Source organism: Cognatitamlana onchidii (assembly GCF_004804355.1).
GTDB classification, from domain to species: domain Bacteria; phylum Bacteroidota; class Bacteroidia; order Flavobacteriales; family Flavobacteriaceae; genus Cognatitamlana; species Cognatitamlana onchidii.
Map to the genome: position 1 here is coordinate 623,558 of NZ_SRWZ01000001.1, position 23,647 is coordinate 647,204.

At 33.6% G+C, this 23,647-nt stretch carries 22 protein-coding genes; 6 read left to right on the forward strand and 16 right to left on the reverse strand.

Going from position 1 to position 23,647, the window contains the following annotated elements; all coding sequences use genetic code 11:
• The first annotated feature begins 110 nt into the window (after positions 1-110).
• Positions 111-542 carry a YybH family protein gene (locus E5D58_RS02890; RefSeq protein WP_136480312.1) on the forward strand — a complete coding sequence of 144 codons (432 nt, stop codon included), beginning with the start codon at positions 111-113 and terminating at the stop codon, positions 540-542.
• 216 nt (positions 543-758) lie between these two features.
• Here the strand turns inward: E5D58_RS02890 and E5D58_RS02895 are convergent, their stop codons facing one another.
• From E5D58_RS02895 to E5D58_RS02925, 7 genes are all read right to left on the reverse strand, one after another.
• Entirely contained in the window at positions 759-1,337 is a 579-nt protein-coding gene (locus tag E5D58_RS02895; protein ID WP_136480313.1) for a PhnA domain-containing protein, read from the reverse strand.
• A gap of 130 nt (positions 1,338-1,467) precedes the next feature.
• Entirely contained in the window at positions 1,468-1,836 is a 369-nt protein-coding gene (locus E5D58_RS02900) for an MmcQ/YjbR family DNA-binding protein (protein ID WP_136480517.1), read from the reverse strand.
• Positions 1,836-2,447: a DUF4230 domain-containing protein gene (locus tag E5D58_RS02905; RefSeq protein WP_136480314.1), complete on the reverse strand. Its 612-nt coding sequence runs from the start codon at positions 2,445-2,447 to the stop codon at positions 1,836-1,838. Before E5D58_RS02905 ends, E5D58_RS02900 begins: the two co-directional genes overlap by 1 nt.
• Before the next feature lies 1 nt (position 2,448).
• Positions 2,449-3,198, reverse strand: a complete 750-nt coding sequence (locus E5D58_RS02910) for a cyclase family protein (RefSeq protein WP_136480315.1) — start codon at positions 3,196-3,198, stop codon at positions 2,449-2,451.
• Between the two features lie 12 nt (positions 3,199-3,210).
• Entirely contained in the window at positions 3,211-4,362 is a 1,152-nt protein-coding gene (gene hemW / locus E5D58_RS02915) for a radical SAM family heme chaperone HemW (protein WP_136480316.1), read from the reverse strand.
• Between the two features lies 1 nt (position 4,363).
• Positions 4,364-4,918 carry a crossover junction endodeoxyribonuclease RuvC gene (ruvC, locus tag E5D58_RS02920; protein WP_136480317.1) on the reverse strand — a complete coding sequence of 185 codons (555 nt, stop codon included), beginning with the start codon at positions 4,916-4,918 and terminating at the stop codon, positions 4,364-4,366.
• Positions 4,918-5,556, reverse strand: a complete 639-nt coding sequence (locus E5D58_RS02925) for an outer membrane beta-barrel protein (protein ID WP_136480318.1) — start codon at positions 5,554-5,556, stop codon at positions 4,918-4,920. Before E5D58_RS02925 ends, ruvC begins: the two co-directional genes overlap by 1 nt.
• Before the next feature lie 72 nt (positions 5,557-5,628).
• Between E5D58_RS02925 and E5D58_RS02930 the strand changes: the two genes are divergently transcribed.
• Positions 5,629-6,561, forward strand: coding sequence for a hypothetical protein (locus E5D58_RS02930; protein ID WP_235835823.1), 933 nt, complete (start codon positions 5,629-5,631; stop codon positions 6,559-6,561).
• Positions 6,558-7,682, forward strand: coding sequence for a glycosyltransferase (locus E5D58_RS02935; protein WP_136480320.1), 1,125 nt, complete (start codon positions 6,558-6,560; stop codon positions 7,680-7,682). Before E5D58_RS02930 ends, E5D58_RS02935 begins: the two co-directional genes overlap by 4 nt.
• 4 nt (positions 7,683-7,686) lie before the next feature.
• Here E5D58_RS02935 and E5D58_RS02940 read toward each other — a convergent pair whose 3' ends face one another.
• Complete coding sequence (locus tag E5D58_RS02940) at positions 7,687-8,163, reverse strand: hypothetical protein (protein ID WP_136480321.1); 477 nt, start codon at positions 8,161-8,163, stop codon at positions 7,687-7,689.
• Positions 8,164-8,275: 112 nt separating this feature from the next.
• On the opposite strand from E5D58_RS02940, the gene E5D58_RS02945 reads away from it, so the two are divergent.
• Positions 8,276-8,770 carry a DUF456 domain-containing protein gene (locus tag E5D58_RS02945; protein ID WP_136480322.1) on the forward strand — a complete coding sequence of 165 codons (495 nt, stop codon included), beginning with the start codon at positions 8,276-8,278 and terminating at the stop codon, positions 8,768-8,770.
• A gap of 265 nt (positions 8,771-9,035) precedes the next feature.
• Here the strand turns inward: E5D58_RS02945 and E5D58_RS02950 are convergent, their stop codons facing one another.
• The 4 genes from E5D58_RS02950 to E5D58_RS02960 all read right to left on the reverse strand — a co-directional run bounded on the left by E5D58_RS02950 (position 9,036) and on the right by E5D58_RS02960 (position 13,144).
• Positions 9,036-9,710, reverse strand: a complete 675-nt coding sequence (locus tag E5D58_RS02950) for a response regulator (RefSeq protein WP_136480323.1) — start codon at positions 9,708-9,710, stop codon at positions 9,036-9,038.
• 9 nt (positions 9,711-9,719) lie between these two features.
• Positions 9,720-11,444, reverse strand: coding sequence for a tetratricopeptide repeat-containing sensor histidine kinase (locus tag E5D58_RS02955; protein ID WP_168796614.1), 1,725 nt, complete (start codon positions 11,442-11,444; stop codon positions 9,720-9,722).
• A gap of 211 nt (positions 11,445-11,655) precedes the next feature.
• Entirely contained in the window at positions 11,656-11,799 is a 144-nt protein-coding gene (locus tag E5D58_RS14910; protein ID WP_168796615.1) for a hypothetical protein, read from the reverse strand.
• Positions 11,800-12,136: 337 nt separating this feature from the next.
• Positions 12,137-13,144, reverse strand: a complete 1,008-nt coding sequence (locus E5D58_RS02960; protein ID WP_136480325.1) for a LacI family DNA-binding transcriptional regulator — start codon at positions 13,142-13,144, stop codon at positions 12,137-12,139.
• Positions 13,145-13,349: 205 nt separating this feature from the next.
• Here E5D58_RS02960 and E5D58_RS02965 point away from each other — a divergent pair, with 205 nt between their 5' ends.
• Positions 13,350-15,857, forward strand: coding sequence for an outer membrane beta-barrel protein (locus tag E5D58_RS02965; protein WP_136480326.1), 2,508 nt, complete (start codon positions 13,350-13,352; stop codon positions 15,855-15,857).
• Between the two features lie 224 nt (positions 15,858-16,081).
• On the opposite strand, the gene E5D58_RS02970 is transcribed toward E5D58_RS02965, so the two are convergent.
• The 4 genes from E5D58_RS02970 to E5D58_RS02985 are packed head-to-tail and all read right to left on the reverse strand — an operon-like array spanning position 16,082 to position 20,057.
• Positions 16,082-17,179: an acyltransferase family protein gene (locus E5D58_RS02970; protein WP_136480327.1), complete on the reverse strand. Its 1,098-nt coding sequence runs from the start codon at positions 17,177-17,179 to the stop codon at positions 16,082-16,084.
• A 6-nt stretch (positions 17,180-17,185) separates the two neighbouring features.
• Entirely contained in the window at positions 17,186-18,514 is a 1,329-nt protein-coding gene (locus E5D58_RS02975) for a sugar MFS transporter (RefSeq protein ID WP_136480328.1), read from the reverse strand.
• Between the two features lie 26 nt (positions 18,515-18,540).
• Complete coding sequence (locus E5D58_RS02980) at positions 18,541-19,263, reverse strand: LytR/AlgR family response regulator transcription factor (protein ID WP_136480329.1); 723 nt, start codon at positions 19,261-19,263, stop codon at positions 18,541-18,543.
• Positions 19,263-20,057, reverse strand: coding sequence for a sensor histidine kinase (locus E5D58_RS02985; RefSeq protein WP_235835829.1), 795 nt, complete (start codon positions 20,055-20,057; stop codon positions 19,263-19,265). The genes E5D58_RS02980 and E5D58_RS02985 overlap by 1 nt, the downstream gene beginning before the upstream one ends.
• A 479-nt stretch (positions 20,058-20,536) precedes the next feature.
• Between E5D58_RS02985 and E5D58_RS02990 the strand changes: the two genes are divergently transcribed.
• Positions 20,537-23,644: a SusC/RagA family TonB-linked outer membrane protein gene (locus tag E5D58_RS02990; protein ID WP_136480331.1), complete on the forward strand. Its 3,108-nt coding sequence runs from the start codon at positions 20,537-20,539 to the stop codon at positions 23,642-23,644.
• Positions 23,645-23,647: the final 3 nt, after the last annotated feature.

Below are 23,647 nucleotides of genomic sequence, written 5' to 3' on the forward strand. Positions count from 1 at the left end.
TTTTTACCTCAGACAAAACTTATCTTAATGTCAATTTTATCGATGAGTAACCTTAAAACTGAAGAATTTATTACATTTACCAGCATAAACTGTACTTACTTAAATTTTAAATGAAGCAACTACTTATCGCCCTTACCTTACTTTTAGCCTTAAACAGCTATAGCCAAAGCAATCAAGAAGCAGACATAAAAGCCATAAATAAAGTTTTAAAAAAACAAAGAATCGCTTGGTCTAATAACGACCTTGAAGGTTTTATGGATGGTTACTGGAAAAGCGATTCTCTTAAATTTTACGGTGCTAATGGTATTACCCATGGATGGGAAAACACTTTAGAACGGTACCAAAAGGCCTATCCTACTGAAGCGCATACAGGAAAATTAAGTTTTAGAATCAACGATATTACAAAAATTAGTGAAGGCGCTTATTATGTGTTAGGAGAATATCATATTAAAAGAGAGGTTGGAAATGCCGATGGTATTTTTATGATTATTTTTAAGAATATAAATGGCGAATGGAAAATTATTGCAGACACCTCTTCATAAGAACCTTCGCTTCTTCGAAACATGAAATCAGGTCATAAACCCAGAAGTGGATAAATAGACTACCTTTTAATAAACTAATATGAAACATAGATATAAGATACTTATCATGATTGTCTTAGCTTTGATTACCATATATGGTTTAATAACTGGTAGATACCTGTTCTTGGTTTTTATGTTCCCTTTTAGTCTTGGTTTGTTTAAAAAGCAAAAAGATTATTAAGTTTTTTTAACGTACTGGGTAATAATTACAATGTGTTGACCTGCAACTTTGCCTTCAATATAATCCTGATTACCTCTGTCTAGTCTAATATTTCTAATTGCAGTCCCTTGCTTAGCGACCATACTGGAACCCTTTACTTTTAGGTCTTTAACCAGAACTACAGAATCTCCATTTTCAAGAACAACCCCATTAACATCTCTATGAATTATCTTTTCACTGTCATCTTTATCCTCTCCTGTTGCCCTAGCCAGAGCCAAAGCATCACCATCAAGATACATCATATCAAGTAAGTCTTTTGGCCATCCTTCATCTCTTAACCTCTGCAGCATGCGCCATGCCATAATTTGAACTGCCACATGCTCACTCCACATACTATCATTTAAACAACGCCAATGATTTGGATTCATAGTTACATGGCCTTCTATTTGATCTAAGCACGTTTTACATACCAATATATCATTAGCAACATTTTCGTTTAATGAAGGAGGAATCGTATACTGCTTTAAATCTTGCGCTGAAGTACATAACTCGCAGCAATTATTACTTCTATCTATTAAAGTTTGTAATACGCTCATTTATATGATTTTTATTTTACAATAATACATTATAATACAACAACAGCAAGCTTGCTATCACTAAATACAGAGACTCTTTTTTGCAGAACTGTCTCTGTTATGATGAATTCTTAAAACAATTACGCGGGTTTTATAACATAGCAAGGCTTTCTCTCATTTTCTTAGTCATACCCTTTACAACCATTGTATAGGAATGATCAATGAGATCTTTAACCAACGGAGGTGTTAATTCGCCTTCACTAAGGTAAAGCGTGTTCCAATGCTTTTTACTCATGTGAAACCCTGGACGAATCGACTGGTAGTCTTCACGAAGCTCAATAGAATAATCGGGGTCTGCCTTTAGGTTAATGGCAGGCTGACCTTCTTCCCATTTTTTAATGGAAACCAAGGCAAACATCTTATCTAGCACCTTAAAAACTAGCGTATCCTCATCAAAAGGAAAACTTTCAGAAGTGCCCTTTTTACTCAAGCAGTAAGATCGAATATGCTCAATATCCATCATTTTTTAAGTGTAACCGTTTTATGTTCCTCTATTTTAAAATCAGAATAATCGAGTTTCCAACCTATCGTTTCTACTATAGTTTCAATTAAAAGCACTGCCTCTAGGGCTTCTTTTTGAGCGGCTTCTATAAGGCCACTTTCAGGAATTTTTTCTTGAATATGAAGTTTCGCTTCTTTTTGCAACCCTGTTAAGTCTGAAGCATCAAACTTATTAAACAAGCCATCAGATTTGTCGTAGTAATTTAAGTTTGTTTCAATTGATAACACTTCTGGCTGTGGGAAAGCTTCTAAGACAATCTTCTTTTTGCTATTATCGGCTCTCAACTTAATTTTAGACAAGTCAAACCCTACATGCGCCTTGGCATTTATAACGACTAAGGCTTTTTTTCTGCTAGACACCATTTTTAGTAACCGCTGTTTAACATCTTGATAATGATAAATTTCTGCAAAGTCACCCTCAACAGTTATAAGTTTGCATACTGTTCTAATCTTATCTAACAGGATGGTAGATTGAGAATCTACTAATTGCTTTTGTTTGATAGCTTGATAATAGGCTAGTAACCCCCAACCCAATAAAGCGCCAATTAAGATCCCTAAAATTGCATCCATGCTAATTTATAATTTTGTATAAGATTGGCTTACTCGGTGCCGCATCATTTTCAAAAGGAGCAATCTGTAGATTTAAAATATACATACCGTCTTCAATCTTATTTGAAACATATATAAGCTCTGTTATGGTAGCATCCATACGCATTCGGCCATTAGTATTCCAAAATGCATTATGTGCCAATAGCTCGCAGTTATCTTTTTCTTTATCAATACTTGGTAAGTCTATAAGTAAATGTTTTACACCTTTTTCACGTAAATAAATGGCTGCGTCTCTCATCAAATACGGTGGATTTGTATTAGAGTACTGCCGGGTAAATTTATCTCTAGTATTTGGAATGGTTCTGATTATTACGGCATCACGCTTTTTATTTCCTAGCGCAAACTGTATTTGCTTTTTTGAAATTACACGATCTTCCTCTAGTCGTTCTGGTGCCACTGTAATTACTTCTGCCAAAAAGAAAAATGTTTTTAAATGGTCGTTTATAGCGTGTACTTTTTCGGTAATATGACCTACGCATTCTGTATGCGTACCATGAGCATGTGGATTAAAATAGATATTGTTAAAATTTATACAAGCCCCATTTTTTACACTAGCCACCCAATCGCCATCTTTTTCAGGTTCTATTCGTGGGGCACCTACATACCAAGCGTTAACATTACTACTGGATGCCCTGAGTGGCATAGAAAGGTCTAGAGGTTTACTTAAATCTACTTGAATTTTTCTGGAATTATATTGAATAGCTGCGATCATACTCAAATATAATCAAATCATAAACAAATCTGAAGCGATTCCATCAACTAAAAATTTTCCTTTTTCGGTCGTTTTCAAATAATCATTATCTAATGAATTGTCACCCATTGTTGAGTTTACTTCTAATAAGCTCTGGCTTAAGAATACTTTTGATGATGCTTTTAAATGTTGAAGGTATTCCAATCCAAACTCTTGCTCTACCTTACTAAAGGAAACTCCCCATATAGTGCGCAGGCCAGTCATTACATATTCGTTATACCGATCTTTTTTAGACAGCAACTCGGTGGTTTTGGGCAAAGTGTTATTTTTGATCGATTGTATATATTTTGAGTTATTTGAAATATTCCAACTTCGGTTGTTTCTGTTAAAGGAATGTGCCGATGGCCCTATTCCTAAATAAGCCTTCCCCTGCCAATAACTGGTATTATGTTTTGAAAAATAATTAGGCTTTCCAAAATTTGAAATTTCATAATGCACAAAACCCCGTTCTTGTGTCTTCTCTATTAGTGTTTTAAAATGCTGAAGCGCTAAATTATCATCTAGCGGTGGGTAAATGCCCTTTTTTACGAAAGCCTCTAATGCGGTTTTTGGCTCTAGTGTTAAAGCATAACTTGAGATATGGTTCACATAAAAACTAAACGCTTGATCCAAATTAGCTTCCCATTTATCTTGACTCATATTTGGAATACCGTAAATAAGATCTATGGTAATATTCTCAAAAAAATATGAAGCCTCCGCTAAACAATGTTTCGACTCTTTTGCATTATGAGCTCGATTCATTTGCTTCAAATCGTCATCAAAAAAAGATTGAACTCCTATACTTAACCTATTAATAGGTGTATTCTCTAATTGTTTTATTCGATACGATGTTAAATCGTCTGGATTAGCTTCGAGAGTAATCTCGGGAGTATCTGCAACTTTGAAATCTAGATATATTGATTCTATAATGCGACACAACTCTTCATTTGATAACAAGGATGGTGTTCCTCCACCAAAATAAATGGTTTCTACTGTTTCACCAATAAACTCTTCTTTCCTTAATTCCAGCTCTTTTATCAAACACTGTACTAAATCATCCTTTTTTTTAATAGAGGTAGAAAAATGAAAATCGCAATAAAAACAGGCCTGTTTACAAAATGGAATATGTATGTATATACCAGCCATTTTAACTGTTACCAATCTTATTTGGATTCTGCTTTACAAATGCCTCCCATCCTGAATAACTTTTCCCCACATCGAGCCTACCAGAATTATAGAAATGACACACCGCTGCCGCCAAACCATCCGTGGCATCCAAATTTTTTGGCAAATTTTTAATCCCCAATTGGCTCTGCAGCATTTTAGCAACTTGCTCTTTGCTTGCATTACCATTACCCGTAATAGCCATTTTAATTTTTTTTGGCAAGTATTCTGTTATAGGTATTTGTCTGCTTAAACCAGCAGCCATGGCTACTCCTTGTGCTCTTCCAAGTTTAAGCATACTCTGAACATTTTTACCAAAAAAAGGAGCTTCAATGGCAATTTCATCTGGGTTATGCGTATCTATCAGCTCAACAGTGCGTTCAAAAATAAGTTTTAGCTTTAAATAATGATCGCTATATTTTTTCAAGTCTAACTCATTTAGCTGTAAAAACTGCATCTTTTTGCCAACTACTTTTATAAGGCCAAACCCCATAATGGTAGTTCCTGGATCAATTCCTAAAATAATTCTTTCCTGCATTAGTCTCCACAATAGTAACAACCGCTTAACGAAATATTCGCCCCAATAGTTACAGTTAATAAATTACCGTTAAAGGATCCAAATCCACTAGTAACCGGATTAAATTCTTTACCAAATCCAAATATATATGAGGTATCTAAGTATAAGGACAGTTTTTCTGAAATACCATAGTGAACCTCAACCCCGGCTACAGCATTTAAAAACGACGTATTATTGGCTCCATAATTACCTAAGGGTTTGATTATTGAAATACCCGGGCCTGCATGAACAAAAGTCCCTATTCTACGCGAAATATTAATGGTTCCAGATAAATCGTAAACTAGCTGACCATTAATTCTTGTATAATTTGTTTTAAACTCCATGCTATTATCTGCATTAGAAAATCTATTAAATCCTAAATCCAACTTAGCACCTATCCTTGAAGCAAACATATACTGAAGCCCTAAATTGACTGTTGGAAAATTAATGGCGTTTGACTGAAATCCATCTACAAATCCGTTTTGAGATGGACTATTAATTCCTAAACCAAATTGCGCTTTTATTGTACGAGTATCATTTTGAGAGAACGCTAAAAAAGAACAAAAACACAACATAACCCACAGTAACTTTTTAGGATTATTTTTAAATTTTAATATCATTCAGTAATATTGGTTTACTTTGCAAAAGTTAAGATGTTGACCTATTCCCACAAAACTAAACAATTCTTTTTTGTGCTTATTAAACTAAGCATTGTATTTGCTGCGTTTGGCTTTATTTATTACAAATTTTCCTCAAATACGGCATTCTTAAATGATTTTAAGTACTTTATAAATAAAAGCAACTTATTTACCATAAATAACTGCATAGTACTAATAACCCTAAGCACGCTCAATTGGTTCTTTGAAGTAAAAAAATGGCAGATTTTAATTGCACCAATAAAGCCTATATCTTTTAAAGCGTCCTTAGAACAATCCCTTGGAACACTAACCGCATCATTGATTACCCCAAATCGAATCGGGGAATATGGTGCAAAGGCATTGTACTATATAAGTTCCCTAAGAAAACGTGTTCTTTTAATTACTTTATTAAGTAATATACTTCAAATGCTAACCACCGTTTGCTTTGGAGCAGTCGGCTTAATCATTTTTTTTTCAATTTTCGAAAACACTATTTTAAAAATAGACCTTCGTGTTCTATTTATTTCATCGTTTATTCTTTTGGGCACTATAATAGGCGTCATAGCTTACAAGTACAATACCTTAAAACTAGATAACTTACTGTTTAGGCTAAAAAGATTTTTAAGAAACTACCCCTTAAAAAACAGCTTTCACGGATTACTGTTATCTGTTTTGCGCTATTTTACCTTTTCGTTTCAATTTTTTTTTATTCTGATATTGTTTAAAGTCGATATTAACTATTTAGAAGGTATGATGATGATATCAGCTATGTATTTATTGGCGTCGGCAATTCCTTCCATATTTATATTTGATGTTATTGTTAAAGGAAGCGTTGCCGTGTACCTTTTTGCATTTATAGGAGTTAACGAACTAGTAGTGCTTAGCACAACTTTTTTGATGTGGCTTCTAAATTTTGTTCTTCCAAGTATTCTGGGGAGCTACTATGTATTAAGTTTTAAACCTATGAAAGCCTCTAAAGTATTATGATGCTATTTGGTGCTATTATTACTTTGGCTTATCTAATTTTAATAGGCAGTTTGATATATGGTTATGATAAGATTGAGCTATTTATACCCAAATCAAAAATTCCTAAAACAAAATTTAGTGTTATTATTCCTTTTAGGAATGAAGCTTCTCATTTACCTGCCTTACTAAAATCGATTGAAGAATTAAATTATCCCTCTGACCTTTTTGAAGTTGTATTGGTTGATGATGCGTCTACAGACAACTCTGTTAACCTTGTTGAATCATTTATTGGGCAATCGAAAAAACATGTTTCATGGCTTCCTAACGTTCGACTTACGGCTTCACCAAAGAAAGATGCTATTTTAACTGGGATTAAATCATCTTTAAACCCTTGGATAGTAACTACAGATGCCGACTGTATACTACCCAAATATTGGCTAGATAGCTTCGATCAATTTATACAACAATCAGATGCCTTATGTATTGCTGCTCCAGTAACTTATTTTAATGACAACAAGTTATTAAATAGCTTTCAAACTTTAGACATTCTAAGTTTACAGGGAGCTACCATTGGTGGGTTTGGTATTAAGAAACCCTTTCTTTGTAATGGTGCCAATTTTGCTTACCAAAAAACTCTTTTCAAAGAATTACAAGGGTTTGATGGCAATAGCCAGATAGCAAGTGGTGATGATATTTTCTTCCTAGAAAAAGCTATTAGGTATAACCCTAACAAGGTGACTTATTTAAAAAGTAATCTGGCTGTTGTAAAAACACATTCCGAACCTACACTAAAAAAAATTCTATCCCAACGTATCCGTTGGGCTTCAAAAACTAAAGCTTCAAATAGCAACATGAGTAAACTTACGGGTACAATTGTTCTGTTAATGAACTTCTTTGTAATTCTTAGTTTCCTTAATTGTTTTATAGACTTTTCTGGTTACAAACTTTTTATCAACGTTTTCATTATAAAACTGATTACAGATTTTTTATTGCTTTACAAACTGGCTGCTTTTTTTGGTCAAAAGAATACGCTTAGTATTTACCCTGCGGCGTCCCTTATTTACCCTTTTTTTAATATTTATGTAGGAATTCTGTCTTTATATTCTGGTTATAAATGGAAAGACCGAGTTTTTAAAGGATAAGCTATTATTTCACATTGATAATAATAGGCAAACTAAATTCTGTTGTTACTAATTGCCCCTTTTTACTCGCTGGATATATTTTTGGTAAGTTCTCTAAACTGCTAGAAAGTAGTTTATGTATATCTGGGATTTCATCAAGGGTCGTGGAGTCTAATTTAGTTTCAAGCAAAGCTAAATGACCTTCTCTGTTTACTTGAAATTTTAAAAAAATAGTATCATTAACATCTCTTGTCACAACAATAACTTCACGTTGTAAATGTTTGGTAATGTGATTAACAATTGCATTCTCAAAACACCATGCCCTTTGTTTTCTTCCTGAAATAGAATCGCAAGCAGAAACACTAGGATACTCATCTACATCAATCCAATTAAATGTTTTCAATTCCTCATTTAATATAGCCTCTGAAGATGTTTTTTTTACGTTAAAATATTCACAAGACACGAGTGCAAAAACACATATAAAAACACATAGTTTCTTCATAAATTTCAACTGAAACTGAAAAGTACAATTTTATTCTAAAATTTACATGTATATTCTTCTATTTGTAACATAATACTGGACATAACGTCTTATTGAAAAAGAAATATTATAAATGGATATTGCATTAATAATCGTAAGTACCCTTATCATGATAATTGGAATTCTAGGAAGCTTCTTGCCTATTATTCCTGGCCCTCTAACTAGTTGGATTGGGCTACTTACACTGCATTTTACCAATGCCATCCCTATGAATAAGTCTTTTTTAATAATTACTCTTGTTATTGCTGTATTAATTTGGGGGTTAGACTATATCATTCCTGCATTGGGCACAAAACGGTTTGGCGGATCAAAATATGGTATAATTGGCACCTCTGTTGGACTTATTATTGGACTCGTTGCTCCTATTCCAGGTGGCATTATTATAGGTCCTTTTATAGGAGCTCTTCTTGGAGAGTTGATAAACAAAAATGACTTTCGCAAAGCCACCAAAGCGGCTTTTGGCTCTTTTATAGGTTTCTTAACCTCAACCTTTATAAAGTTTATAGTTACTATAATTTACCTCGGGCTTTTCATTAAAACAGTTTGGGACTACAAACACTTTATTTGAATCTTTAAAAAAGAAACCCTGCGGGTCTCTCACTTCCGCAGGGTCTATAAATTGCTATTATCAACAAAAATAATTGAGGGATTAATTAATTCTTGAAGTGTTGATACACAAATATAACTAGATACTTTCTTTTTAAACTGCGGGAAACCCGTAACTATATTACGGGTTAAAAGTAGATGTTAGACAGGGCAAAGGTTTTACGAACTAAAAAAATATGAATTTTTTTAAAAAATTTTGCCATCGTATAACTTTAACAAAAATTCACTTACACAAATCCTTTTTTTCTAGCTTCGCTTAACAAGGTTTCGTCTTGTCCATCGCTTACTTCAAATATTTCTCTAAGCTGTTTTTTACGCTTTTCAATAGCACTCAAAGAAATATCAAGATGTGCCACTAAGTTTTTGGTTTTAATACCCTGAGATAAGAGGTGAAGAATTTTTCTATTCTTATCATCAATTACAATATCACTTGCAATAGTTTTTCTAATATGGCTATTTACTGTACCACTATAAAACGGCGGATTATTTAAAACCGCTTGGAAGGCACTAGCAAGCTCATTGGAGGTTAAGTCACTTTTTATTAAAAAACCTTCTGGGTCAATAGTTTTTATAATATTATGAATTCTAAATGACTCATTAAACATCGTTAAAATAATAATCTTGGCATTAGGCAATATCTTCCTAGCATACTCCGCTAAATCTTCTCCAGAACTCATAGAACCATCTGAAGAGGGCGGCAAACTTATATCAACAAACAACACATCATATGGTCGTTCATTTTCTACAGACTTATTCATGGCTTTGAGTGCCTCATCACAGTTATTTGCTATATCAACAAATAACTCTTGACTCTCTTTTTTTGTAAAAAGTAATGTGTTTTGATACCCTTCTATAATCATTGGGTGATCATCAATCATAAGTATTTTAATCTTTTCTGTCATAATTTGCAATTAGGGGATTGGTATTTCTATGCTTACAGTAGTGCCTTTTGTAATTTCGGAAGTTATTTCTATTTCTCCATTAATTTCATTAATCCTAGAGTTCATGTTCTTTAATCCAATACCAGATTTGGCTTTACTCACATCAAAGCCGGCACCGTTATCGGCAAGTGTCAAGTAAATTACGTTGTTTTTAAGTTTTAGGCCAACATCAACTTTAGTAGCATTGGCATGTTTGTAAATATTATGTAAAGACTCTTGAATTATTCTATAGATATGGATTTTCTTTTTATTGGACATATCATCCCAATTTATAGAGTCGTCATGTTCTAATATATATTTTAAATTATAGGCTAGGGTTTGGGTTTCTACTAAGGTTTTAATAATATCTATAAACCCAGAACCTGAGACAAAATCTGTATTCAACTCATGAGACACTTTTCTAATATCTTCTTCAATGGTTTTCAATTTCTCTATATACTGTCCTCTAGTTTTTATTGCTTCTGGGGTGTTATTCATATTTAAACTATCCAAACTTAAACGCGTGCCAAATAATCTGCCCAGAACGCCATCATGTAACTCTTCTGAAATTCTTTTTTTCTCTAAGGTTCTAGCCTCTTCAATGGTCTCATTTTGTGAAAGCATAAGGTTATAAATCTCTTCATTTGTCTCCTGTTGCTTCTGGACAAACTGTAACTCTCTATTTTTATTTCTTTGATGAATTACCAAATACAATAGAAAAGACGCTATAATCACTACAACAGAAACTATTAAGAGCCAAAGACGCTCTTTGGCTATTTGGATATTTTCTTTCTCTATTTGATCGGTTTCAAAACGAATTCTGGCAAATTTATTACGAATGGCTCTCTCTTTTTTCTGGAGACTATCACTCAACTCTACGTAAGTCCTTAGAAAATCAGCAGCTTTCTGACCTTTTTCAATTTTAGAAAGCAAAAGCAAGGATTTAAGCAAATCATCATTATTATATTTTTCCGAAATTTTCTTTGCCTTATAGCCGTAGTATAGAGCAGAATCATTTAAGCCAATTTTATCATAATACTCCGCTAAATGTTGACTAATGATGATTGAGTTATAATTATCTTTATGTAAACTATCACTAATTTTTAACGCCCTAAGATACATATTTGGTAGGTGTGAATTTTCCCCAGACAGATACAATGTATTTGCATAGTTATTCAATACCATAGCATAAAAATTGGGTCTATCACTAATTAGGTCTTTATTTTCAAGAATTTGCAAGTATGTATTAATTGATAAATCATAATTACCAGACCGTTTGTAACTATCAGCTAAATTATTTAAAGTATTGTAAATACTATTTTGAAAATTTCCCGACAAACTTCTTTTAAGCTTAAGTGCTAAAATATAGTACTTAACCGCTTCATCATATTGCTCTAATTCGTCAAAGACAATGCCTAAATTATTATATATATATGATTTATATTTTCTTGTGTTGTTTGATTCAGTCAGGGATTCTAAAAGAGAAATGGCTTCAATAGAAGTAACTTCACTTCCTGTATAATCCTTTTCATTTGTTTGTATCACTGCAATACCAAAAAGTGTACGTGCAAGATTATATTTATCCTCTAGCTCTCTGTATATTTTTTCTGCTCTATTATAATAAACATAAGCACTGTCACTTACTAAATTACTCCTATATACTTGACCAATACTATAATTATTAAATGCTATTCCCAAAGAATCGTTTTGCTTCAAATTATATATATTTTCTCTCAATGAATCTATTAAAAACAAATCCCTATCATTTTGACAAAAACTAAAAAAACAGAGAGAAAATAAAATATATGATAAGCAAAGTTTCAAATTGAAAATATTTGAGTAACTCTCAAATGTATATAATATATAATCAAAAAAAAACTCCTTAATCATAAATTAAGGAGTTAAAATCTTTATTGAGTTTCTATTCTTATACGTCTTGAGACTTCCCTCCTGTAAAATAGGCTTCAGTATCATCAATTAAAACATCGTCCTCAGATAAATCTTGTTTAGTACAAGAAGTTAAAGATGCGAAAATAACTGCTAAAACTAGGGTAATTTTTAGGGCTTTCATATTATGTTGATTATTAGGTTAAACTATTTTTCTCTTTAATTAAAACATGTAAATAGCATGCTAACGAGGTTTTGGAAAACAAAATCTCAAACGAGGGAAAATGGATAATTAACTTAAAATCAAAAGCACAATATGCTTCAAGATTTATCTTATTTTTGAGGGATTTTGACTTAAAAAAAGCCAGAAGGATTAATTAATTTTGAAATGAACTTAGGGAAAATAGTTGGTCGCCCATTTACATATACGAAATAATAGCAAATCCAGTGCGTGTTGAAAAATAATCGACAAAGTGTATTATTTTACCGATAAAACGCATCGATAAACTGCATAATCCTATTTACAGCGTTGATTTGTTCTTAATCAAGCTAGTCTTGACAATCTTAGTTTTGTTATCGTCGTTGGACGAACTACCACTTTGAATGCGATTAATAAGTAGCTCTGCTGCATTGGCTCCAATAGTCTTGGCATGTTGCCTTATGGTGGTTAACTTAGGAAAGGTGTGATTGGAATCAGATTTACTTGCAAATGCTATAACAGACATATCTTTTGGTACTTTACGCCCTAAATTTATGGCCATATTAAGCGCAATGATTCCTGATGAGCTTTCTGCAGCAATAACAGCATCTACCGTTTTATTCTTCTTTAAAAAGGACCTAATTTTCTTTTGATGATCATCCTTTTTCTTAATTTTTAAAACTATTGGTTCTTGCCCAGCATCTTCCAAAATGGCCTTATTATAACCACGTTCCCGTAATTTACCAACGCTAATATCATTTATATTACTAACAAAGGCAATGTTTTTTCTTTTTTCAGCGAGTAAGCTTTTTGTAGCATTATAAGTAGCATCAAAATCATCTACAATTACCTTATCACACATCACATCATGGGCAACTCTATCAAACATAACAATAGGCAGACCTTGACTAATGGTTCTTTTAAAATGCTCTATTGCATTGTTTACCTGAGATTCTTGGGCAACGGAAAGTATAAACCCATCAACACTCCCATTTGCCAATAACTGTAAACTCTCTTTTTCTTTATCTAAAGATTCGTTAGAAATACACGTTATTATATTATAGCCATGCTTACTTGCTTCACGTTCAATACCAAAAAGCACCTTAGCTAAAAACCTGTTTAAAATATTAGGAATAATAACCCCGATAGTTTTTGTTTTATTCTGCTTTAAACTAAGTGCCACTTTATTGGGCTTGTAATTGTACAGTTCTGCCAATTCTTTTACACGTCTAACGGTCTCTTCACCAATTTCGTCACTATTATTAAGTGCTTTTGAAACCGTTGAAATTGAAACATTCAATTCTTTTGCTAACTGTTTAAGTGTAACCATAGAGGCATGTAAATTTTAAAGGTTAGGCAAGTTACAAAATAAGTAGTTCCCTAAAAAAATATTTCTTCGGTGATAAATAAGACCTAAAATCAATTATTAACAAATAAAATAGTTCTATATCTAATCTAACTTATAAAAAAACAAATACATTTGTCGGCTTACATTTGCTTAGGACTATCGATAACACCTTTAATTTGTAATTACAATGAAATCTATCAAAGCTTTAGTATTATCCCTTTGTTTGGTATCACTTACTGGTCATGCACAAATTATTGGCAAAATACTCGAAGAAAATTCAAATCAGCCATTAGAGTATGCTACGGTAGCGCTTTATAAATCCTCAGATAAATCTTTAATTTCGGGAGTGATTACTTTAAAAGATGGCAGTTTTAAGATGGAAGATATAAACAAGGGGACCTATTATCTTGAAGCCTCTTTTTTAGGCTACCATAGCAAAACTTTGTCTTCTATAATTGTTGCTAAAAAAAACACTCCTGTAGACCTTGGTAATATATTTTTAACCATTAATAACGATGAACTTAATGAGGTTGTAATAAATGCCAAGACATCTACAGTTATTAATAAAATTGACCGACAAGTATTCAACGCTAAAGCTTTTCAAAATACTCAAGGCGGCTCTGCCACCGATGTAATAAGTAATTTACCATCAGTAAGTATTAATAGTCAAGGAGCGATTAATGTAAGGGGCGATGATGGTTTTGTTCTTTTAATTAACGGCAAGCCAATACAGGGAAGCCCGTCCGATTTTTTAAATCAAATACCTGCAAACGCTATACAGCGCGTTGAGATGATTACAGCACCTTCGGCAAAATATGACCCCGAAGGACAGTCTGGCTTATTAAACATTATTACCAAGAAAGGTGCTATTAATGGAAGTTTTGCTCAAATAAATACTAATCTTGGCTTCCCTTCTATCGAAGATTATGATAATAAAGAGCCAACCCATAGATATGGTATTGACGGCATTTACAACATTAAAAAGGATAAGTGGAACATTTCTTTAGGCGCCAGTTACCAAAGAAAGGATATTAGTGGTAGGCGAGAAGGCTTTGTCTACACCATTGTTGATGGCATTTACACAGAATTCCCTTCTGATGGCGAACGCAGTTTTGATGAAGAAAACTACTCTGGAAGGTTTACCGTAGACTTTTTGCCCGATGATAATAACGAATTTTCTTTAGGATTCTACGCTGGAAAACGTGATAAAGCAAGAACAGCAGATATTCTATATAACAATCAAGCCTATCCTGTTGGGGATCCAGATAACAAACTATTTGAACTTACCTATTTTAACGAAAACCTAAGAATTCGTAAAGGCGACTTCATACTTGGAAGCTTGGATTACAAACATACATTCAAGAACAGCTCCCAACTTTCTGGATCTATACTATACGAATACACCCAATTAGGAGGGCCTACAACCAATAGAAACTTAAACTATCCAGACACAGAAAACCTTATTCAAGATGAATATAACACCAACGATAATCCTCTAAATGGTTATCGAGCTCAGGTTGACTATGTACTAAAACCCATGTCGTTTGGTACTTTAGAAACGGGTTATCAATTTAGATCGCTTAATAATAGAGGTGATTTCTTTTATGGAAGACGGTATGACTATGATGATGATTTTGAGCGTGTGGATTTATTTTCTAGTGATATTGATTTAAATAGGAACATTCACTCGGGGTACATTCAATTAAGCGGTGCTAAAGATAAATGGGAGTACGCTGCAGGTCTTCGCTTAGAAATACTTGATAGGGAGTTAATGCTTGCCGATAAAGCAGGGACGACATCAGAAACACTAAATTATTGCTACGAAAAACTTTTTCCTTCTGGACAACTTCAATATGCAATAAACGAAACTACAACTCTTAAAACAGCCTACAGCAAACGAGTGGATAGGCCTTCAGCTTTTAAATTAAATCCGTTTAGAGAAAGAGAGCACTCTGAGACCTTAGAACAAGGCGACAAAAACCTCTTGCCAGAGTTTACAGATCTGGTAGAACTGGGGATGACGAAAAAACTCGGAAAAAACAACTCCTTTTTTGCGACAGCTTATTTTAAGCATGTTGAAAACTTAGTTAATAGAGTCAATCAAATATATGACGGTCCTCCTATTGATCCGAACGATCCTAGGTTTGACAACGTAGTTTTAGACAGAATTTATTCGAACGTGGGAACAGGTCAATCTTTAGGGCTCGATTTAGGATTAAATATTAATTTTACCGAAGATTGGAGTAATTTCTTTGGAGCAAACATCTATAATTTTAAGCTTGATGGTGTTTATAATGAAAAACCTGTTAAAGGAAACGCTACGCAATACTCTTTAAACTTAAACAGCAACTATAATTTTAGCGATACCGCGACACTTCAGTTCACCTTTAACTACTTATCAGAAAGAAAAACTGCTCAAGGTGAAGATTCGAGATTTTACTCTCCAAATTTAAGTTTTAAAAAGAGCTTTTTAGACAACCGTATTGTGGCAACTTTACAATGGCAACATATAGATATGGGGCTATTGAACACCAATGAACAGCGCATTACAACCTCTGAACCTAACGAATTTTTCACCACTACCAACTATGTTTACGAGGTCGACATGGTTATGTTAAACCTATCTTATACATTCAGGAATACTAAAAACAAATCAAAATTCATTGATAGTGAATTTGGTAAAAAAGAGTTTTAGTAACAAGCTAGCTACTACTTGCTCTCCAAGCAACCCTACATTTAAGCTTTGAAACCTTTATTAACTAAAAAAGCGCCTACATAATGTAAGCGCTTCATTAGCTATTAATATCTCTAATCCTAAGTAAGAATTTAGAGATGCATAATTACAATATGTAAATAAACTGTTATGTAACATTTGTTACATAAAAAAATCAAGTCACATAATTTCAATAAGTTAATGTTTTAAATTTTTATAAAAATTTTTCTTTTAGCCATTACATAAGCTAAAAGCGCGTAAAAACACACCACACAAAAAGCGTAAAGAAATGATGAGAATTCTAAACTAAAATAAGGATTAACAAAAACGCTCCTAAACACCCAGTCATGTAGACTCTGTTCTTTATTTATTTGCACAAGGTACATGACCTTATTTATGAAGATTGATAAAAAATAGAGGGTAATTGCATTCATCCCTATATATTTAAATAGCGTACCAAACTGTACTTGCCTAATATCTACCAAATAATAAATTCCAGATAAAAATAATACGCCCCATCCACTTGATACTAGAACAAAACTACTACTCCAAAGGGCTTTATTTATTGGAAATACTGTACTAAAAGCATACCCTATCAATAACATGGCAAACCCAGTAAAGACTAAAGGCACTAATTCTTTTGACATGTCCAGTAATCTGCCCACCAAAACACCAATTAAACAACTTACTACCGCAGGCAGTGTACTAAAAACACCTTCAGGATCATAATCTGACCGCCACATATGGCTGCCTAATAAACACCTATCTAAATAGGTTACCCAGTTGGTTTCCACCCTATCAAATGAGGGGAGCGCTCCATTGGAGTGAGGAAAAGGAACAAAACCTAAAAATAACCAATAACCTATGAGTAGACTTATTGAAACCCCAAGTAGCACTTTCCAGCTACCATTAAGGTAAAGTATAGAGGTAATCAAAAAAACAATACCTATTCTTTGCAACACTCCAGGTATTCGTGCTGTACTTAGTTCTACAATAAAAGGAAAATCAATAGTAAACCAATTAAGAAACAACCCCAATACTATTAGCTTAACACTGCGTATTACCACTTTTTTATAAACCATAGCAGACGTGTTTTTGTTCTTGTAGGCAAAGTAAATTGAAACCCCAACAAGAAATAGAAAAAACGGAAACACTAAGTCGGTTGGAGTAAGCCCATGCCATTCAGCATGTAACAGCGGAGCATATACATAATTCCAATCTCCAGGGGTGTTCACCAAAATCATAGCCACTATGGTCATACCCCTTAGAATATCCACAGAAGCAATTCTTTGACGTTTTGCCATGGGTAATTAATCTTTTTTCAAGCCAACTTTATGACCATAAAATGCATAATAAAGAATAATGATGTAGCAGGGTAATAAAATCCAATATCCAAAAGACGCTGCCTCTGCTGTTGCTGATAATTCTTGCAAACCTTCATTGAGGAGTTGCTCTTTTTGAGCATCAACGATTGCGCCGTATAAAGGCGGTATAATGGCGCCTCCAGAAATAGCCATAATAAGCAGGGCTGATGCAGTTTTGGTGAATTTACCTAAACCATTAAGTGCTAAAGGCCAGATAGCCGGCCATACCAATGCATTGGCAATCCCTAGTGAAGCCACAAACAACACAGAAGTAAAGCCTGTAGTAAATACAATACAGAAAGACAAAGCAACACCAAGTATGGCACTCAATTTAAGAGCAAATGATTGACTTATATATTTGGGAATTAAAAAAACACCTAAAGCATAGGTACCCACCATTGCCATAAGGGTAAACAAGGTAAAAAACTTGGCTTCGCTAGCTGGAATATTCAGAGAGATACCGTAAGAAATGATCGTATCTCCTGCTATTACTTCTACACCAACGTAAACAAAAAGTGCTAAAACACCTAACCATAAATGAGGAAATTGAAAGATGCTCGATTTTGTCTTTTCGCCATCTTCGGTAGCTTCAATAGGTTTAGCTTCTACATGCGGCAATGGTGCCTTTCTAATCAACACACCTAAAAGTACTAATACAACAGCCATGGCTATGTAGGGCGTCACCACACTGTCGGCCATAGTATTCAATAAATCTGCCTTTTCAGTGACGCTAACAGTGCCTAATTTTTCTTTTATTTCATCTATACCAGATAATAGAATAGCTCCAAATATGACAGAGCCTAAGGCTCCTGCTACTTTATTAGCAATTCCCATTATAGCAATACGTTTAGCAGCACTTTCTAAAGGACCTAAAATGGTGATGTATGGGTTTGAAGCTGTTTGTAATAAAGTCATCCCTGCCCCTTGAATAAATATAGCGGTTAAAAACATCCAGTAAGTTCTTGCATTTGCAGCAGGAATAAAAATTAATGCCCCTAAAGCCATTATTAATAACCCTAAAGACATACCTTTCTTATATCCTATTTTGTTAATAATATAGGAGGCTGGTAAAGCCATAACTACAAATGAAATATACGATGCCGATGCCACAAGATATGATTGCGCATCGCTAAGTTCATTAATGGTTTTCATGAATGGAATTAAGGCACCGTTAATCCAGGTTACAAAACCAAAAATGAAAAACAGACCTGCAATAATTAAGATAGGAACTAAGGTGTTATTAGAATTTGGGGTATTTGATTGGTTGTTAGACATGATACTTTTTTATATGCTTATTAGTGTTAATTTTCTTTATCGTCATTAATATTAAAAATGCGCTCTTTGGCTTGCTTGGTATAGTTTCTACCTATAGGTATTTTTCGCCCAGAAATCTCTACAGTATTTCCCTCTAAAGCACTTATTTTATTTATAGAAACAGTATAAGAACGATGTATTCGCATAAAATTAGACTGCGGTAATTCTTCGGTAATTGCAGACAAGGATTTATGAACTACATAATCCCCTAAACTTGTAATCACTTTTATATAATCTTTGAGACTTTCTATATAAAGTATATCGTTCAGGTTAATTTTAATAAGCTTCTTGTTTACCTTTAAAAAAATATGAGGTTCTTGCTGTAAACCTGTATCAGCCGTAGAAGCATTTACATAAACCTGCTGATAAATTTTGTTTACGGTCTTTAAAAATCTATTAAATGGAATAGGCTTCACTAGATAATCTAAAATATTGAGCTCGAAGCTTTTTACAGCATATTCTCTGTAGGCTGTTGTAATAACTATTAAGGGTTTGTAGCTTAAGTTGTCTATAAATGTGAACCCCGTCATTTGAGGCATGTTAATATCTAGAAAAATTACATCAATTTTTTCCTGTTCTAATGCCCGATAGGCTTTTAAGGGGTTGTTAAAAGTTTCAACAATTTCAACGTGATCAAAATTCTTTAAATGATCTTCAATTACATTGATAGCCAAGGGCTCATCATCAATTATTATACATTTAATTTTCATCAAATAGGAATTTTTAAATACAGTTTATACACATCACCTTCTACTTTAGAATCCAAAACAAAGTTACTTGCAAACAACAATTTTAATCGTCTTTTAGCATTTTCATTACCAATACCTTTATCTTCTAGCCTCGCCATATTAGGGTTGAAATTATTGGAAATTAAAACCTCCAAATATTCTTTATTCAGCACTTCAAAGCTCATGTGTATCTTAAGCTTTTCATTACCCCGCATACCATGCTTGAAACAATTCTCTATAAACGACAAAAGCAGGAGTGGCGGCACTTCTATGTCTTCAATATCACCCGTAATATCCATTTCAGATTCTACCTTGTCTTTAAAGCGCAGCCGTTCAATATCAATAAAATTATTAATGTGATTTATTTCTTCTAGTAAACTAGCCTTAGAACTCTTTACTTCGTACAAAATATATTGCATCATATCGGATAATTTTATGACCAATCGTGGTGCATTATCCGATTTCTGAAGTGTTAAAGCATACAAATTATTAAGAGTATTAAAGAAAAAATGAGGTTGTATTTGGGTTCTTAAAAACTTAAGCTCCGTACTCATTTGTAACTTTGCTAAATCTTCATTCCTCTTTTTCTCTATAGACCAGTCTATAACTAGTTTAATGGCCATTACAAATCCTATTACATAAAGTTCTCCTAAAATTACGGCTATGATATGATTTAACTCTAAGAATTTAGCAGGATCCTCAGCCTCTGGCCAAATTTCTTTGGTTACCAAAAGGTAATTAAGCCCTGTTCTTACCAAATACACCATGGCTAACATAAACGCCAATGACAGTATATAGTTTAAGTATTTTTTTCTGAGTATAAATTTTGGTATTAAGTAATAAATATTAATGTAAACAATAACAATATGTATAGGAAACTCCACTAAGTTTGATTTCAATGAATACCAATAATCGTCAAAATAACTCCCCCATCTCACAAAATTGAAGAAGAAATAACTCAACCAAAATATGACGTGATATTTGATTGGAATGGTGATTGGTATTCTTTTACTTAATGGCGAAATAATTATTAAATTTTAACAGATTTTATTACGAAAACTTGATTAATATTCAACAATTTTAGTGATATATTCATTAATTAGCAATAAAATCACTGTTTGTTTGTTAAGCCAAAATCACTTATCGAATAATCATTGTTGTCTGTGTGCAAATTGATGTCGTTGATATAATTTTTTTTAAAACAATTTTTATAATAAATAGTTTGGCTCAACTAAAAAAACAAAATAATCAAATTATGAAACAAAACTTACAAAGACTTTTCTTAGTTTCATTTCTACTATTCGCGGTTCAAATAGCCGTAGGGCAAGAGAAAGAAATAACAGGAACAGTAACTTCAAAAGTAGATGGCATACCGCTTCCTGGAGTTAATGTAACAGTACAAGGAACCTCTAACGGAGCTCAAACAGACTTTGATGGGAATTATTCGCTAACGGCTAATGTTGGCGATGTTCTAAATTTCTCATTTTTGGGTATGACTTCCGTACAAATAACTGTTGGAGATTCCAATGTTATTAATGCCCAATTAGAAGAAGACGCCGAGCAACTTAACGAGGTTGTTGTTACAGCTTTAGGGATTAAGAAAGAACGAAAAACATTGACTTATTCTGCCCAGGATGTAAAAGGAGATGATTTAACCAAAGTAAAACAGGTTAATCCTATTAATAGTTTATCAGGAAAATCGGCTGGTCTTACTATTACCAGAAGTTCCTCCGGTGCTGGCGGTGCTACAAAGGTAGTTTTAAGGGGTAATTCTTCAACAACTAACAATGATCCATTATACGTTATTGATGGTATACCAATGCTAAACAATGGTAATGGTCAAAATGGAGAAACTCCAGGAACCAATGTTTTTGGAAGTCAAACAGGAAATAGAGATGGTGGAGACATTACCTCTTTAATTAACCCTGATGATGTTGAAAGCATGACCATATTAAAAGGAGCTTCGGCAGCTGCCTTATATGGTAGTCAAGGTGCTAATGGTGTTATTTTAATAAATACTAAAAGTGGTAAAGAAGGAAAAATTAAAGTAAACTTCAATACAACTATGACAGTTGATAATGTAATTTCTTTACCAAAATTACAAACACAATATCAATCATTATCTGTAGGGCAACCTATTGCTGAAAATGGAGAAGTCGCAGACCCAAAGTCATGGGGACCTGCAGCAAGTGGATTATCTAATACAGTAGATGATTTCTTTAAAACAGGCTTTACAGCTATTAATGCTTTATCTCTAAGTGCTGGAAACAAAAAAGCGCAAACTTACTTCTCTTACGCAAACACAAACGCTACAGGAGTAATGCCTGAAAACAGTTTAAATAGAAATGTTTTCAACCTGAGAGAAACAGCGCTTTTTCTAGATGAAAAAATTCAAGTATCTGCGAACATTACGTTATCAGATCAAAGAATTCATAATAGACCAGGTAATGGTTTATACTCAAATCCTTTAACAGGGTTGTACTTGAATCCGGTTGGAATTGATTTAAACAACTACAAAAACTTTGAATATTTCAATACAGCGACCAACATGATGGATCAATACAGAACCTCTTTTGATGAAAATATTCAACAAAACCCGTATTGGTTAATTAATAGAAATCCAAGTAAAGACATAGTGCAACGTGTTCTAGCTAGCGTTAGTGTTAAGTACCAAATCAATGATAATTTCGCATTACAATCTAGAGGCAGTTATGATAAATCATTCTTTACTTTTGAGAAAAAGTTGTTTGCTGGTAGTGACCCTACGTTTGTACCCGATACAGGGCGCCATATTCTAGAAAAAACGGAAAACACTCAACAGTATTTGGATTTAATTGGAACTTATAACAAACAATTATCTGAAGATTTTGATTTCGGACTAACCCTAGGTACTAGTTTAACAAAATATAGAATTGGCGATCAAATTCAATTAGATTCTGGTCCAGAAGGATTAAGGTTCCCTAATGAATTTACCATTGCTAATTTTAGATCATCAAATGGAATAAGACAACAGGTTGCCAACCGTGAAGTTCAATCGGTTTTTGGTGCTGCAAATGTTGGCTATAAAAATATGCTATTTCTTGATATAACAGGAAGAACCGATTGGTCTTCTACGCTCGTCAATACAGATTCCAATTCATTCTTCTACCCTTCTGTAGGTTTAACAGGAATTTTAACGGAAGCTTTTGATATGGGAGAGTCCATCTCTTTTGCTAAAGTACGAGCGTCTTATGCAGAAGTTGGTAAAGACATCCCTGTTTATGCAACCGTTCCTTTAAGAACTATAGGAACAACCAATTCCGGAGGAACCATTGGATCTGCAAATCAAGCAACCTTTGCTCCAAGAGAAGGAGAAACACTTAAGCCAGAAAGACAAAAAGCTTTTGAAATAGGAACAGAATGGCGTTTCCTGAATAATAGATTAGGTATAGATTTAACATATTACGATTCTACAACAGAAAATCAAATATTCTTTATAGCCGCACAGCCTAACATCCAAGGGTATACTCAAAACATTGTTAATGCTGGTGAAATTTCAAACAAAGGTATCGAACTAGTACTTTCAGGAAAACCAATAGTAAACGACAACTTAAAATGGAATACCGCATTAAACTTTGCCCAAAACAAAAATAAAGTGGTATCTGTGCACCCTTCTTTAGAAAATGGAGAAGCCATACTTACAGCTCCGGGGGTTAATGGTTACGGTTACTCTTTAATTGAAGGTGAAGACTTTGGAAGTATTAGAGCTCGCTCTGTAATAAGAGATGAAAATGGAACACCCATAGTTACCGACGATGGGTCTGGTAACTTAACTATAGAAGCCACAGAATTTGAAACCGTAGCTCATGCACAACCAGATTTTACTTTAGGATGGAACAACACTATTGACTTCAACAACTTCAGCATCAACTTCTTGGTAGACGGTAAGTTTGGAGGTGATGTATTAAGTGTTACTGAAGCAGTAAATGACTTTTATGGTGTTTCTCAAGCATCAGCCAACACCAGAAACACTAATGGAGGTTTTGTAAACGTAGTAACAACAGACGGAACTCCTGCTCAAATGACAGCTCAAGATTATTACACAAAAACTGGTGGTAGAGCTGGCTTACTTGGCGAATATGTTTATAGTGCTACTAATGTGAGCTTAAGAGAGTTTTCTGTGGGATACACCATTCCAAAACCAGGAGAATTCTTTGAATCAATCAAGCTATCGCTTATTGCTAATAATCTATTCTTTTTCTACAAAGATGCGCCTTTCGACCCTAATATCGCATCAAGTACTGGTATAGGCTTACAAGGTGTTGACATTTATGGGCAACCGTCAACAAGAAGTATCGGATTAAACATTAATGTAAATTTCTAAGAA